Annotated in this window: 11 protein-coding genes and 1 pseudogene; 10 read left to right on the forward strand and 2 right to left on the reverse strand. The window is 38.4% G+C overall.

From position 1 onward, the window contains the following. Positions 1-91: 91 nt before the first annotated feature. From Q360_RS0109855 to Q360_RS0109870, 4 genes are all read left to right on the forward strand, one after another. Positions 92-2,518 carry an ABC transporter permease gene (locus tag Q360_RS0109855; protein ID WP_027076946.1) on the forward strand — a complete coding sequence of 809 codons (2,427 nt, stop codon included), beginning with the start codon at positions 92-94 and terminating at the stop codon, positions 2,516-2,518. A 25-nt stretch (positions 2,519-2,543) separates the two neighbouring features. Next, a complete protein-coding gene (locus Q360_RS0109860; protein ID WP_027076947.1) occupies positions 2,544-3,188 on the forward strand; it encodes a GIN domain-containing protein in 645 nt (214 codons plus the stop codon). A 147-nt stretch (positions 3,189-3,335) separates the two neighbouring features. Continuing rightward, positions 3,336-5,750 (forward strand): ABC transporter permease, encoded by a 2,415-nt coding sequence (locus tag Q360_RS0109865; protein ID WP_027076948.1) that lies wholly within the window; start codon positions 3,336-3,338, stop codon positions 5,748-5,750. 48 nt (positions 5,751-5,798) lie between these two features. Continuing rightward, positions 5,799-6,464 (forward strand): ABC transporter ATP-binding protein, encoded by a 666-nt coding sequence (locus Q360_RS0109870; RefSeq protein WP_027076949.1) that lies wholly within the window; start codon positions 5,799-5,801, stop codon positions 6,462-6,464. A 12-nt stretch (positions 6,465-6,476) separates the two neighbouring features. On the opposite strand, the gene Q360_RS0109875 is transcribed toward Q360_RS0109870, so the two are convergent. Further along, positions 6,477-8,150, reverse strand: a complete 1,674-nt coding sequence (locus Q360_RS0109875; RefSeq protein WP_036195572.1) for an amidase — start codon at positions 8,148-8,150, stop codon at positions 6,477-6,479. 197 nt (positions 8,151-8,347) lie between these two features. Between Q360_RS0109875 and Q360_RS0109880 the strand changes: the two genes are divergently transcribed. The 5 genes from Q360_RS0109880 (at position 8,348) to Q360_RS0109900 (ending at position 12,519) form a co-directional block, all read left to right on the forward strand. Then, positions 8,348-9,487 (forward strand): Mrp/NBP35 family ATP-binding protein, encoded by a 1,140-nt coding sequence (locus Q360_RS0109880; protein WP_027076951.1) that lies wholly within the window; start codon positions 8,348-8,350, stop codon positions 9,485-9,487. Positions 9,488-9,498: 11 nt separating this feature from the next. Further along, a complete protein-coding gene (locus tag Q360_RS0109885) occupies positions 9,499-9,738 on the forward strand; it encodes a NifU family protein (protein ID WP_027076952.1) in 240 nt (79 codons plus the stop codon). A 76-nt stretch (positions 9,739-9,814) separates the two neighbouring features. Continuing rightward, positions 9,815-10,876, forward strand: coding sequence for an NAD(P)/FAD-dependent oxidoreductase (locus Q360_RS0109890; RefSeq protein ID WP_027076953.1), 1,062 nt, complete (start codon positions 9,815-9,817; stop codon positions 10,874-10,876). A gap of 75 nt (positions 10,877-10,951) precedes the next feature. Beyond that, positions 10,952-11,281 (forward strand): 2Fe-2S iron-sulfur cluster-binding family protein, encoded by a 330-nt coding sequence (locus tag Q360_RS0109895; RefSeq protein ID WP_027076954.1) that lies wholly within the window; start codon positions 10,952-10,954, stop codon positions 11,279-11,281. 164 nt (positions 11,282-11,445) lie between these two features. After that, positions 11,446-12,519, forward strand: a complete 1,074-nt coding sequence (locus tag Q360_RS0109900; RefSeq protein WP_027076955.1) for a GEVED domain-containing protein — start codon at positions 11,446-11,448, stop codon at positions 12,517-12,519. Between the two features lie 112 nt (positions 12,520-12,631). Here Q360_RS0109900 and Q360_RS0109905 read toward each other — a convergent pair whose 3' ends face one another. After that, complete coding sequence (locus Q360_RS0109905) at positions 12,632-14,368, reverse strand: ABC transporter ATP-binding protein (RefSeq protein WP_027076956.1); 1,737 nt, start codon at positions 14,366-14,368, stop codon at positions 12,632-12,634. A gap of 201 nt (positions 14,369-14,569) precedes the next feature. On the opposite strand from Q360_RS0109905, the pseudogene Q360_RS26630 reads away from it, so the two are divergent. Beyond that, a pseudogene (locus tag Q360_RS26630) lies at positions 14,570-15,121 on the forward strand (TPM domain-containing protein). The last annotated feature ends 13 nt before the right edge of the window (positions 15,122-15,134 follow it).

Genomic DNA, 15,134 nt, shown 5'->3' on the forward strand with positions numbered 1-15,134 from the left:
AATTATATGATATTCAAAATATTGAATATCAGTAGGTTGTATTATGGCATAATAATAGGGTACGTTTTATAAGAACCACTAAAATCAATTGATGTATAAACTGTTCCTAAAAATCGCAACACGATATTTACTTAAGAATAAGCTCTATTCTTTCATTAATATTTTTGGACTGGCTATCGGCATCGCTTCTTTCGTGCTCATTATGCTCTATGTGAATTACGAACAGAGTTATGATAAATTTGAAGGATCTGAGAACGTTTATCGAGCCTACATGGATTACCTAGAAGGCGATACTTTTGTAGCAGGAGATGCCCAAACTTATAATTCGACAGGACCTTCTCTAAAGGAGGAATTCCCGGAAGTGTTGGACTACGTTAGATTGTTCTATTTTGAAAAAATGACCTTTCAACTAGGAGAGCGCATATTAGAAGAGCCGCTAGGTTCATTGGCAGACCCTTCCTACTTTGATATTTTCAACTACCCACTGCTAAAAGGAGAAAAAGAAAAGGTGCTATCTCAGCCTTATTCTATTGTACTGTCCCAATCTTTTGCACAGAAATTATTTGGAACCGAAGATCCAATGCAAAAAACAATTTCTGCATTTAGAGATGGGGAAAAAGCAATACTCACCGTAACGGGAGTAATGGTCGATATGCCAAAAACCGCGCATTATAGAAACTCCTTTTTAATATCATATGAAACTGAGAAAACGTGGACCTATTATGGCACTGAGATACACGAACTTAATTGGAATGCGAACAATTATTATACGTTTCTAAAACTAGATCCAAATGCCAACGTATCTCTTTTACGCCAAAAAATAATGGATAGTGATCTAGAGCAAGATACAGAGGAACAACACAATATTGAACCTCTTGAAGATATTCATTTGTATTCGGATAAGCCCTATGAGGTTTCCGCGAACGGCAGCGTTACCAGAATCAAATTTTTGACGGCCATTGCATTTATTATTCTTATTCTCTCGTGGTTAAATTACGTAAACCTTTCCGCTACAAAATCTATGGAGCGTGCAAAGGAAGCGGGTATTCGTAAAGTTTCTGGAGCCCAAAAATCACAACTGATACTTCAATCTTTAATTGAATCTATATTGCTAAACATTATTGCTATTTCAATATCCTTAGTGCTGGTGGCTATAACACTGCCCTTGTATAATGCCGTTACTGGTAAGGAGCTCAGCTCAGGTTTATCAAATATTAGCAGCTTTTTGCCTTACTTCCTTTTTATTTTATTGGGTATGATTCTAGCAGGCCTATATCCTGCACTTTTACTGAGCAGCTATTCTCCCGCCAAAGCGTTAAAAGGAAAAATACAGACTTCTACACAAGGTTTAGCCATTAGGAAAGGGCTCCTCGTTACCCAGTTTTTAGCTACGATTGTTTTATTGATAGGCACTATTGTAGTGACCAAACAAATTAATTTTTTGGAAAGTCAGCCCATTGGCACCAACGTCAATCAAGTTATCGCATTAAAGGGTGAAGTAATAACTGCAAAGGCAGATTCTTTGTTAATTAATGATTACAAGGTTTTGGAGGCAGAGTTGAAAAGACTGCCGTTTGTGGAAAAAGTGGCTATTGCACAAACCTATCCTGGCGATAGTTTTGATAATCTATCCTCTACCCGTGGGATTTCATTACCAAATGGGAAACGCGAAGAGGACAAGTTATTCTATACCTATCACGTACAGCCCGATTATTTTGATTTAATGGATATTGAATTCTTGGCCGGCGGAACCTTTCTTGCCTCATCGGAAGGGAAGGGACGACAGGTTATAGTCAACGAAACCTTTCTTAAGAATATGGGTATCTCATCTGCCGATGATGTGCTGAATAAAACACTTGGGTTTTGGGGCTATGATGAATGGAGGGTAGCCGGTGTAATTAAGGATTACTATCATTTTGGACTCAAAAGCCCCGTGTTGCCTATGATTATTCGTTATCAGAGTGATGTAAGTAATCTGTTAGTAAAACTAGACCCTTCTGCGGCATCACTCTCAGGTATCGAATCTTCTATGTCACAAATAAAATTAGTATGGACCCGAATCTTCCCAAAAAGTACGTTCAACTATACTTTTTTAGATCAAAAATTTGAAGCACAATACAAAGAAGATAAAGCCTTTGGGTCTGCCTTTCAGGTTTTCACTGTTATAGCAATTCTTATCGCTGCCATGGGCTTGTTTGGACTTACATCCTACACTGTGGTGCAACGTAAAAAGGAAATAGGCATACGTAAGGTAAATGGGGCGACCATACCACAAGTGCTTGCACTTTTAAATAAGGATTTTGTTAAATGGGTAGGTGTGGCTTTTGTTATTGCAGTGCCTGTTTCTTGGTATACCATGAATCAATGGTTAGAAGGCTTTGCATACCGCACAACACTTAGTTGGTGGGTGTTTGCTTTGGCGGGAATTTCAGCACTTTTAATCGCCTTGTTAACTGTAAGTTGGCAGAGTTTTCAAGCAGCGGTCACCAATCCAGTAGATTCACTTAGAGATGAATAATAACCAATCAAAAAACAAATAAATCATGAAAGCTATACTACCATTTTTCGCACTAATTATATGTGCCTCATGGACTCATGCCCAACGTTGTAAAAAAACAAAAGGGAATGGAAACGTGGTTACTGCAGAAAGAAAAGTGGGAAACTATGAGGGTATTACTGAGGGTGTATTTTACGAAGTAACCTTGGTGGAAGGGAAAGAAGGCAGCATTACCATGACTACTGAAGATAATATGTTAGAATACACAGACCCGGAGCTAGGAGTCAGTACCTTAACCATAAAATCTAAGGATCATACGCAATTGAAGCGATTTCTAGTAGAGAAGGTTTCTATTGCCATTCCCGTGGATAAGATAAATGCAATTAGATTACCTGGTTCGGGGAAAGTAAGCTCTTCCTTAACGCTGGAGGCGTCAAATTTTAAAGTGCATACATCAAGGTCTAGAAATGCAGAACTGAAGTTGAAGGCGAAACGAATTGGGGTAATTTCTTCTGGTTCCAGTACTATTACTTTGGATGGTAGCGCTGAAAGTTTGGATATCACGGCTTCAGGCTCATCTAATCTAAGGGCTTTGGAATTAATATTGAATACCGCCGAGATTAGACCTTCTGGCTCCTCTAATATTCGAATTGCAGTTAACAGCCTAATTGATTCAAGATGTCTGGGATAGAGTAGCATTAAGTATCACGGAAACCCAGAAAAAATGCATAGTAAATCTTCTGGTTCCAGTAAGGTGTCTAAGGAGTAATTGAAAAGTAGACAACAAATTTATCTAATTTTAGGTTAATGCCTTAAGAGCGGAATATAGACAAGAATTATGTTTAAGAACTATTTAAAAATTGCGTTTCGCAACCTATCGAAGGATAAGGCCTTCACGTCCATTAATGTCATAGGACTCTCGGTTGCTTTTGGGGTGGCTATTCTTTTGGCAATGGCTGGGTTTTTTGATTTGTCCTATGATAAATTCCACGAGAACGGAGATCGTATTTATAAGGTATACGCTATTGAGCAAACCACTAAAGGTCCCCAAGCAAGTGTAAGTCATCCGGCCCCATTGATAACTTCTTTAAAAGAGGGTGTTCCCGGAATTGAAATGGCCTCTCGGTATGTACAGGATGAGGCTATTGTTTCTTTTGGAGACAAGGAGATTAACATGGATATCAGTTGGGTAGATACTGATTTTTTTAACATATTTACATTTCCTTCTGTAAAAGGAAAAAGGCAAAGTCCACTCAACGAGTTGTCTTCTGTTGTAATTACGGAGAACACCGCAAAAACTCTTTTTGGAGATGAAGAAGCAGTGGGGAAAACGGTACAGATATTGATTAATGGAGAAGATCAATCCTTTACAGTTGCCTCGGTAGTGGCAAACCATGTGCCGCAAAGTACAATAGGGTTTGAACTAGCGGTTAGGTTTGAAAAACATGAGGATTATCTAGAAAACCAAGACGCTTGGAACGCTAAATATCATGATGTATATGTGCAAATGACCGCAGGAGTTTCTCCTGTTCAATTTGAGAAGGCGACCCGCTCTTTAATCGATATAAATTTTAAAGAGCAAATAGAAAATGCCCAACGCGATGGGGCACTGGCGAACGCTGAGGGTCGCTTTATTAGTTATGAATTATTGCCTCTTAATGATGTTAATTTTGTAAAATTCAGAAACGGATACGCAGAGGTTAGTAGAAGTACTCCGTATCTTGTTTTGAGTATTGCTTTTTTAATTCTTTTCATTGCTTGTGTAAATTTCATAAATATGAGTGTTGCGAAAAGTGGGCAGCGGCTTCGAGAAATCGGAATGCGAAAAACACTTGGTGCTAAGAGGGAACAGTTATTTTTTCAATTTTGGAGCGAAAGCCTGTTTGTGTTCTTGGTGTCTATTTTATGTGGTGTGGTTTTGAGCATGCTATTTATAGATCAGTTTAAAACTGTTTTTAGAACTAAAGTCACTTTTGATTTGCTACTATCACCCACACTAATTCTATCCTTTTTAGCAGGTGTATTACTTATTACCTTATTAGTTGGAGGCTATCCTGCGGTATTGTTAAGCAAGTTAGGAACCCTACAATCTTTAAAGGGTAAATTGAGTGCGTCTAGCAAAAACAGGGTGCGTGATGTTTTAATGATTGCCCAATTTGGTATTGCTATTTTATTGATAACTGGGACTTTAGTTCTGCGTAGTCAGTTGGATTTTATGCGGAATAAGGATTTAGGTTTTAACAAGGAACATGTACTTTCCTTTCCTTTGGATGGAAAAAGAGAGAGCTATAAAGCCATTGAGTTATTACGAAACGAGCTAGCCGGAAATCCTGATATTTTAGAAATAACGGGGGCCGATAATAACTTGGGCTATGGTAAGGATGGGAGTGTATCCAAAAGTGTTTTTGGATTTGAATATAAAAATAGGGTTGTTAAGACCAATATGTTGGTCGTAGATTATGATTATGTAGCTGCGCTGGATTTGGAAATAGTAGCTGGTAGAAATTTTAATAGGGGGTTTGCTAACGATAGTTTAAGTGTGGTCATTAATGAGACTATGGCTAAGGAGTTTGGAGAAGAAGATCCATTAACAGCGTATGTAAGCGTTAGAGATTCCTTAAATTATCCTGTAATTGGTGTAGTAAAGGACTATAATTTTGAAAATTTAGACAAGACGGTCGAACCGATTACTATGTTTATGAATAAGCAATGGGGTTTGTACTACGCCTATGTCAAGGTGGCTCCTGGGAATTTAGCTAAATCTTACGCAGTAGTAGAGCAGGCTTGGGTAAAGATTGAACCTAACGCTAAGTTTTTAGGTTCTTTTTTGGATGAGAATATAAATAGAACCTTTAGAAAAGAAGAACGTATGACCACTATGATTACAAGCGGTTCTATTTTAGCTATTGCCTTGAGTTGTATCGGTCTTTTTGCGATTTCTTTATTGATAGTAAATCAACGTACAAAAGAAATAGGGGTAAGAAAGGTAATTGGGGCAAGCGTAGCCAATATTACATTTTTGTTGACTAAGGATTTTCTCAAACTTGTTGGAATCTCATTTCTAATAGCGTCGCCGATTGCTTGGTGGTTTATGAAGGAATGGTTACAGAATTATCCTTTTAAGATAGAATTGAATATGGGATTTTTTCTAGCAGCAGGATTTTTGGCTACATGCATAGCACTACTCACGGTGGGCGGTAGAACTATAAACGCTGCCATGCAGAACCCTGTAAATAGCTTACGAGACGAGTAAAGATATTAATAGATTTCCTTTCGGAAATCGGAGTAAAAACAATTCATTATGTTATTAGAATTAAACAATATTTTTAAATGGGTCAATTCAGGAGGCCAACGTATTTTTCTGTTAAAGGATATCAATCTTCAGGTAGAAGAAGGGGAGTTTATTTCAATAATGGGGCCTTCTGGTTCTGGAAAATCTACACTTTTGAACGTCATTGGAATGCTGGATGGTTTTGATGAAGGGGAGTATAACTTTTTGGATGAATCCGTTCATACCTTAAAAGAAAAGCACAGAGCAAACTTGTATAAAGAATATATAGGTTTTGTTTTTCAATCCTATCATTTGTTAGATGAGTTGACTGTTCAAGAGAACTTAGAAATGCCTTTACTGTATAAAAAATATAAAGGTGCGGAGCGTAAAGCTATGGTAGCAGATATGCTAGACAGATTTAATATTGTGGGGAAAAAAGACTTGTTTCCAGCGCAATTGAGCGGTGGACAACAACAGTTAGTTGGCGTTGCCCGCGCTTTAATTGCTAGTCCAAAACTAATATTAGCAGATGAACCCACCGGAAACCTCAATTCACAGCAAAGTGCAGAAATTATGGAGCTATTCAAAAAATTGAATCAAGAAGATGGTGTCACCATAATACAAGTTACCCATTCGGAAAAGAATGCTGCCTATGGTTCAAGAATACTTAAACTATTGGATGGGCGGAAGGTATAAGATAAGGGGTATTTAATCTGTATACCCTGCTGGATGCATTTCGTCAAACTGGGTATTTTTTTGAAAAGCTTTAGCCAATAAAAGGATGCTTGCCTCATCATATAAATTACCAACAAGTGTAATGCTGGTAGGATGTTTTTCTTTATCAAGACCGGTGGGAATTGAAATTACAGGGTGTCCCGTAAGATTAGTGACAACTAATTGCCGGTTACCAAAAGTTGGAGATATAAGTACGTCATATTCCTTCATGATGGTGTTCATTTTTTCGATAAGAACTTGACGATGTCTATTGGCTTGTAAGTATTCCACCGCAGGGATTAGGCGTGCTTGCCGTAATGAATTTGCTCTAGATTTTTGATTCTGTTCCATCATTTGGTCCACATCACCTGAGCGTACTAAATCGTCAAAAAATGCTCCAGCTTCAGCCCTTAGTATGATATCAAAGCTTTTGTAAGGGATATCTTCCGGTAATTCTACTTCGTTTAGGGTTAGGCCTAATTTTTTAAAAGTTTTAATAGCCCTTTCTGAGTTATGCTTACTTAAAGTGGTATCTTTTTCTATGTCTTTTTTTAGATAACCTATCCGTAGGGTCGAGATATCTTTTTGAGGTTCAAAACCGTCAGGATACGCTGTTGTTGTTTGGTCTCTCGGATCTTTTCCAGTAATAAAACTGTAAACGATTGCGCAATCTTCGGCACTTCTGGTCATTGGTCCAACCTTGTCCATAGACCAACTAAGACTCATTACTCCGTGCCTACTTACCCTGCCGTAAGTAGGTCTTAAACCAGTAATACCATTTTTTGTACTTGGTGATGTAATGGAGCCTAAGGTTTCCGTTCCAAGGGCAAAAGGAACTAAGCCTGCAGAAGTAGCGGATCCAGAACCTGCAGATGAACCACTGGCACCTTCTTTGGTATCCCATGGGTTTTTTGTTTTACCACCAAACCAAACATCCCCGCGAGCTAAGGAACCCGAGACCAATTTGGCAATAAGAACCGCACCTGCATTTTGGAGTCGTTCAACGACGGTTGCCGTCATATCTATTTCTTGATTTTTGTAGGGTTCAGCGCCCCAGGTAGTTTTGTAGCCTTTTACAGACATTAAATCCTTAACGCCATAAGGTATGCCATGAAGTATGCCACGGTATTTGCCTTCTGCTAACTCTTTATCCATTTTTTTTGCCTGTTCAAGAGCCATTTCTTCGGTAATGGTGATGGTGCATTCTAGAATCGGATTATACCTTTTATGACGTTCTATAAAAAATTCGGACAGCGCTACTGCGGTTATTTTTTTATGTTTAATCAGCGAGGCTAGTTGGGGAATAGAATAAAAAGCAAGATTGTTTTTGTCTCTCGGTAATTCAACTCCAACGGGTATGTTCCAATCTGGAAAACCGGCTTGTGGTCTGGCGGAAAAGTCTTTAGGCAAGGGGTCAAAGCGTATCGCAGGAAAGACGTCATTGTCCAATGTGTATTTTCGTAAAGAATCAAAACCTTCTTTATTTTGCTCTAAATAAGGATAAAGGGTGTCTATGTATTTCTTATTGAATTCTATACCAATGATTTTTAGACTTTTAGCCACATCGTCTTTTGAAAATTCAGTTTTAGATTGTTTACAGTCAGTTAGGAGCAATACCAGAAAGCACAATAAAATAAATCCACGTAGTTTCTTATAAAATAATGACATATACTTTTGAATTTTAATTACTAATTCTAAAGTACGCTTTTTGCATTGTATTGTTGCTTTACCCGCTGCTAAATGAAATAAAATTTTATTTCTAATAGCAGTAGATATTGTTTATACTGACATGTTCATTTTCAATCCAGTAACTTCATAATCTCAGCCCTAAGAACTATCTTTGTGGCATAGAATTGATATGTATAATGAAGCTAGATAAAAAGGATATATTAAGGGCGTTGGAACTTATTACTGTGCCTGGGGAAGGCCAGAATATGGTGGAAAGTGGCGCCGTTAAAAACATAATGATTTTTGGCGATGAGGTAGAGGTAGATATTGTCATTTCAAACCCAAGCTTGCAGGCGCGAAAAAAGACCGAAGTAGAGATTTTAAAGATCATCCACAAAGAGGTTTACGAAAAGGCTAAAATCAAGATAAATATAAAGGTAGATGCTCCGGTAAAACCCAAAACAAATGAGATAAAAGGAAAACCTATTCCTGGTATTCAAAATATTATCGCAGTAGCATCGGGTAAAGGTGGTGTTGGTAAGTCTACGGTAACGGCAAATTTGGCAGTAACCTTGGCTAAAATGGGATTTAAAGTAGGAGTGTTGGATGCTGATATTTATGGTCCCTCAATGCCCATTATGTTTGATGTTGCCCAAGAGAAACCTCTAGCGGTAAACATTAACGGTAAATCTAAGATGAAACCTGTAGAAAGCTATGGTGTAAAATTACTTTCCATTGGGTTTTTTACACAACGAGACCAAGCCGTAATCTGGAGAGGTCCTATGGCTTCTAAAGCTCTGAATCAGATGATTTTTGATGCGCACTGGGGCGAGATAGATTTTATGTTATTAGATTTACCTCCAGGGACTGGAGATATTCACTTGAGCATTATGCAGGCTATGCCGGTGACTGGCGCTGTAGTTGTAAGTACACCGCAAGAAGTGGCACTAGCAGATGCTAGAAAAGGGGTGGCTATGTTTCAACAAGACTCCATAAATGTACCTGTGTTGGGCATTATAGAGAATATGGCGTATTTTACTCCTGAAGAACTTCCTGATAATAAATACTATATCTTTGGTAAGGAAGGTGCCAAAAACTTAGCTCAAGACTTAAAAGTTCCTTTTTTAGGAGATATTCCTTTGGTACAGAGTATACGTGAAGCAGGAGATATAGGCAGACCGGCAGCACTACAAGATGATACCGTAGTGCAGCTAGCTTTTGAGGAGATAACGAAGAATGTGGTTCAAGAAACAGTGAATAGAAATACGAATATACCGCCTACAGAGGCAATAAAAATAACAACAATGGCAGGGTGTTCCGCCGTTAAAAAGAAGTAGTTATGGTTACAATGACCTCAGATGAGCTGAAAAGTAATGTAGAGAAAGCCCTTGCTGAAATACGTCCTTTTTTACAGAGTGACGGTGGGGATATCACCCTTTTGTCTATAGATAATGAAAACTCTGTAAAAGTGCGTTTGGAAGGGAACTGCGTTGACTGTTCCGTAAACCAAATGACTTTAAAGAGTGGGGTTGAAATGACCATTAAAAAGTACGCTCCACAAATAGAAGAGGTCGTTAATGTTGTATAGTTTAAAACTGATGAATATCATACTTTAATACCTTTCAAGTACGATATCTTTGCTGTGTTTTCAAAAGAAATTTTAGATGATTCAAACCGATATATTGATAATTGGAGCCGGGCCTACGGGTCTTTTTGCCGTTTTTGAGGCCGGACTTTTAAAGTTAAAATGCCATTTAATTGACGCCCTGCCGCAACCTGGTGGACAATGTACTGAGCTGTATCCAAAAAAACCCATTTATGATATCCCTGGTTTTCCAGAGGTACTTGCCGGAAGTTTGGTAGATAATCTGATGGAACAGATAAAGCCTTTTCAGCCTGGGTTTACGTTAGGAGAAAGAGCGGAAACAATTGAAAAATTAGAAGATGGTACTTTTGTTGTGACCACTTCAAAAGGAACCAAGCATCAGGCGCCTATTGTTGCCATTGCAGGTGGATTGGGTAGCTTTGAACCGCGCAAACCACAATTAGAGAACATAGCTGCTTATGAAGATAACGGAGTGGCATACATGATAAAGGACCCTGAGGTATATCGAGATAAAAAGGTAGTCATTGCCGGTGGTGGTGATTCTGCTTTGGATTGGAGTATTTTTCTTTCTGATGTGGCATCTGAAGTAACGTTAGTACATAGACGTAACGAGTTCAGGGGTGCTCTGGATTCTGTCGAAAAAGTACAGCATTTAAAGGATTTAGGTAAAATTAAACTAATTACTCCAGGCGAGATTGTAGGGTTACAAGGTATCGATACCTTGGAATCAGTTATTATTAGAAAATCTACCGATGCTGCTGAAAACATCATGTTGGAGACCGACTATTTTATACCCTTATTCGGCCTGTCTCCGAAATTGGGACCTATTGGTGATTGGGGATTAGAAATCGAAAAAAATGCTATTAAGGTGGATAATACATTAGATTATCAGACCAATATCCCTGGTATCTATGCTATTGGGGATGTCAATACCTATCCCGGGAAGTTAAAATTGATTCTTTGTGGTTTCCACGAAGCTACGTTAATGTGCCAAAGTGCCTACCAGCGTATTTTTCCAGATAAAAAATATGTAATGAAATATACGACTGTAGGTGGTGTTACAGGATTTGATGGCACTAAGAAAGAAGCACCCAAAGCAGTGGTAAAAGCTATTAACTAAGGCTAGGAAATAAGAATATTTTCTACTTCTTAGTCTAAGGGCTAGAAAGGGGATTGTTTGAATATGTAACCTCACATGAGTGATATCAAAATAAAAATTACCGATAGAGAAGGAATTTCTCACGAAGTAGATGCTCCCACCGACATGAATATGAACCTCATGGAGGTAGTGCGGGCCTATGAATTAGCTCCAGAAGGAACCATTGGGATTTGTGGTGGTATGGCCATGTGTGCTTCTTGCCAGTGCTATGTGCAATCAAATCACCACCTTCCGGAAAAATCGGATGATGAGGAAGCCATGCTTTCCGAAGCTTTTAATTTAAAAGAGAACTCCCGTTTGGGCTGCCAACTTAATATTTCAGATGTAATGGATGGTTTGGAGGTAGAACTGGCGCCTGCTGAATAATATTAAAAGTATCTTTTTATTTTATTAAATAACGCTTTTACATATGTTTGGTATACATAAATAGCTGTTTTACAACATTGTATTGTGCACCTTGTTTACATGTTGCTTTTTTGTGCTTTGTTGCAAAATATCCCTTAAAACGTTTGTGCTAGTTGCCATAAAGTATGTCTCATAAATATATAGTTGTATTTCTTTTCTTTTTGAACGCTATAATATTGAGTGCTCAATGCCCTGGTGACGATCCATGTGCACCTGGGGCTTTTAATTCTGGGTATGAGCAAATTGACCCTTCATCCATTGTTGATGCTGTATTCTGTTCGGGGCAAACAAGAGTGTTTACCATTGGTGTAGGTCCTGGGACTACAAATCAAGCAGCAACTGGAGATATTGAGTTCGTCACCTTGTTTTTTGATTTTGATTGTGACGGTGAGTTTGAAACTAGTGTAAATGATTCTTGTAGTTATACAAGACCTGGAGGTTGTAATGTAGATTTATCAGTTGTTGCACCTACGGTTACGGTACCAACTACTTACAATGCAAGAGCGCATCTTGTTTATAACACCGCAACAACTAATCCCTGTGCAAACCTTCCCGGTGGATGGGGTGATATAATTGATTTTACAATTACGGTTAATTTACCCCCAGAACCTGTATTAACGAGTACCGACGTCGACAATACAATCTGTGAAGGAGATAATGTTACTTTTACAGGTACAGATGGTGATGCCTATGAATTTTATGTTAATGGAAGCAGTGCGCAGGCCCAGTCAGCTAGCAACACCTTCAGTACATCATCTTTAGACGAAGGAGATGTGGTAACCGTCAGAGCTCTTGATAATCTGAGTGGTTGTGATACGTTTAGTACTGGCATAACTATGTCAGTATTTGATACTAGAATAAACATTCAGCCTGTCGTTAATCAAACAGTTTTTGTAGGAGATAATGCTATTTTTTCTGCAGGCACTGCGGATGCTGACACGTTTCAGTGGCAGGTAAGGACTAATGGAGGAATCGGTTTTAATGCCATTAACGACGGAGTACTTTACAGCGGCACCACGACTGCGTCATTAACTATTATCTCCTCAGATATAGACAAGAATAACTACGAATATCGTGTAGTTGTATCCAATGCCTTAGCAGGGTGTCCACCAATAAATTCGAATCCTGGTAGGCTAAATGTTAGGCCAAAGACAATAATTACTAATAGAAGGGTTACCTATAGCGTAAATAAAAATTAGAATAATTTTGTTCTACTACTAACGATTCTATACTTCAACTTAACAGACATTAGAATATTAAGTAAGAATTTAATTTCTCAAATCTCACATCCAATAGCGATAGCAGTCTCCCTTAAATCCTCGCCTGATACGTAAATAGATTAAAATACCTGCCTTCGGTTGCAATTAATTCGTCATGCGTTCCTTGTTCAGCTATCTTGCCATTTTCAATAACCAAAATCTGATTAGCTTTTCGAATGGTACTTAACCTGTGGGCGATGACAAAAGTTGTTCTGCCTTTGGTTAGTGTGGCTAGACTTTTTTGAATCAAGGCTTCACTTTCTGTATCTAAGTTAGACGTAGCTTCATCCAGAATCAGGATTTTTGGATTGGCCAAAATAGCTCTAGCAATTGCAATACGTTGACGCTGACCACCAGAAAGTTTTACTCCACGCTCCCCAATCAAGGTTTCTAAGCCATCATCAAAACGATTTGTAAATTCATCAACATATGCGGCTTTAACTGCTGTCTGTAATTCTTCTTCTGTAGCATTAGGTCTAGGGAAAAGAATATTTTTTCGAATGCTACCTTCAAACAAAAATTCATCCTGTAGCACAACCCCTAAATTTTTACGATAGCTGTTGAGGTTTACTTTGGAAATATCGTTTCCGTCAATAGTTATGGTACCAGATTCAGGATTCAAGAATGTTGCCGCCAAACCTGCAATAGTACTTTTGCCAGAACCAGAACTACCCACTAAAGCCACTACCGAACCAGATTTTACTTCAAAATTTATGTTATGCAACACTTCTTTGTCTTCCTCGTAGGCAAAGGACACATCGTTAAATACAATATCACCCTTCATTTTATCCAATAAAATAGTGCGATTTTCTTCGTCCGATTCTGGAGTCATATTCATAAGCTCTTCGGTTCGGTCTAAACCGGCCAAGGCTTCGGTTAATTGACTGCCAATATTACTCATTTGTACAATAGGCGCTACCATTAGTGCCAATAGAAATGTAAATTCCAAAAACAGACCAATCGTTAGTTCGTCCATCATAATTTTATAGCCACCAATACCCATGATTCCGGTTGTTGCAATGCCTAATAAAAAGGTAGAAGAGCTGGTCATGAATGCCGTTGCGGTTAAACTCTTTTTTACGTTCTGAAAGAGCTTTTCAACCCCTTCTTCGAAAATTTTGTTTTCTTGGGCCTCAGCATTAAATCCTTTTATTACGCGAACTCCACCGAGAGTTTCTGTCAATCTTCCCGTAACCTCTGCATTTATTTTTCCTCGATTTCTGAAAATCGGACGAATTATTTTAAATGCTTTTAGCGCTATTAGAGCAAATATGGCTAAAGGGACAAGGGTAAAGAGCGTCATGGTCCAACTAATTCTTAGAAGAAGTATAAGCGAGACTACCGCTGTAATCGTTCCACCAACAAGTTGCACTAGCCCCGTACCAATTAAATTCCGAACCCCCTCCACATCGGTCATAATTCTAGAAACTAAAGCACCTGACTTTGCGTTGTCAAAGAAACGTATGGGTAAGGAAAGTACTTTTCTCTGTACTTGCGCCCGTAGTTCCGATATAAGGAACTGTGCCTGTACACTTAATATTTTAGTTAATAGGAAAGAAGTGACGGCTTGTACCAAAATAGCTATGGCAACTGCACCTACAAGTAATTTTAGGAAATCGATATCCTTGTTGGGGATAATATCGTCCATTAAATATTTAAGCGATAGAGGTGCTACAAAACTAGCTGCTTTGCTAATAACAATCAACAATAGACCCGTAAAAACGAGATTGCGTCTAGGCCAAATAATAGTTTTGAATGCACTTAAAATACTTACCTTTTTCTCAGCCATGTTCCTTATTTTCAAAAGAAGTTGCAAGTTAGTTGAAATTAAAGAGAATAGTTGCCGTTACTAAAATGTAAGTAACTGTAAATTATTTTAAGGTCTGTGCCAGATTCATTAAAAAAACACCTCCGCATTAAATGGGCAAGGCGGTCCATCACTTTTCTTGTGTTGCTCGTATCTTTTTACACTTACTCGCAGCAGCAGTATATGCAACTCAGTGAAATCGTAACGGACAGTGCGAACATTTTCACTCCAAATCAGCTTTTTGAACTACAACAAAAGCTTACCGATTTTGAAGTGCAAACTACGAATCAATTGGTTGTAGTAAGCATAGAATAACCGGGTTTTGAAACGATAGAAACATATGCTCACGGACTGTTTAACCAAAACTTACTTGGTCAAAAAGGCAAGGACAACGGACTGTTAATTTTATTTTCTGAATTAGATAGGGAAGTACGGATAGAAGTTGGTTACGGCCTGGAACCATACATTACCGACGCAGTCGCGTCTAGAATTATTAGAAATACTATGATTCCCAAGTTCAAGGAAGAACTGTACTATGACGGTATCTCTAGTGCAAGCGAGCAATTGATTTTATTTTTGAACAACCCGGAAGCATTGGAGGAGTTCAAGGCAGATATGCAGCGTAGCGAGGAGAAGAACAGAATGCTTGGGATTATTTTTTTAGGCCTGTTTTTGTCTGTCTTTGTGGGAGTTGGTAGTTTTTTATTTCTTAGAGCCTACAAGGGGCTTATTTAGGTTTTTAGAGGTA

Origin of the sequence: Maribacter antarcticus DSM 21422 (assembly GCF_000621125.1) — a bacterium.
Lineage (GTDB): Bacteria > Bacteroidota > Bacteroidia > Flavobacteriales > Flavobacteriaceae > Maribacter > Maribacter antarcticus.

Coding starts and splice junctions, on each gene's coding strand:
- Q360_RS0109870 (WP_027076949.1), top strand. CDS start 5,799: ATGTTATTAGAATTAAACAATATTTTTAAATGGGTCAATTCAGGAGGC.
- Q360_RS0109895 (WP_027076954.1), top strand. CDS start 10,952: ATGAGTGATATCAAAATAAAAATTACCGATAGAGAAGGAATTTCTCAC.
- Q360_RS0109860 (WP_027076947.1), top strand. CDS start 2,544: ATGAAAGCTATACTACCATTTTTCGCACTAATTATATGTGCCTCATGG.
- Q360_RS0109865 (WP_027076948.1), top strand. CDS start 3,336: ATGTTTAAGAACTATTTAAAAATTGCGTTTCGCAACCTATCGAAGGAT.
- Q360_RS0109880 (WP_027076951.1), top strand. CDS start 8,348: ATGAAGCTAGATAAAAAGGATATATTAAGGGCGTTGGAACTTATTACT.
- Q360_RS0109890 (WP_027076953.1), top strand. CDS start 9,815: ATGATTCAAACCGATATATTGATAATTGGAGCCGGGCCTACGGGTCTT.
- Q360_RS0109855 (WP_027076946.1), top strand. CDS start 92: ATGTATAAACTGTTCCTAAAAATCGCAACACGATATTTACTTAAGAAT.
- Q360_RS0109900 (WP_027076955.1), top strand. CDS start 11,446: ATGTCTCATAAATATATAGTTGTATTTCTTTTCTTTTTGAACGCTATA.
- Q360_RS0109875 (WP_036195572.1), bottom strand. CDS start 8,150: ATGTCATTATTTTATAAGAAACTACGTGGATTTATTTTATTGTGCTTT.
- Q360_RS0109905 (WP_027076956.1), bottom strand. CDS start 14,368: ATGGCTGAGAAAAAGGTAAGTATTTTAAGTGCATTCAAAACTATTATT.
- Q360_RS0109885 (WP_027076952.1), top strand. CDS start 9,499: ATGACCTCAGATGAGCTGAAAAGTAATGTAGAGAAAGCCCTTGCTGAA.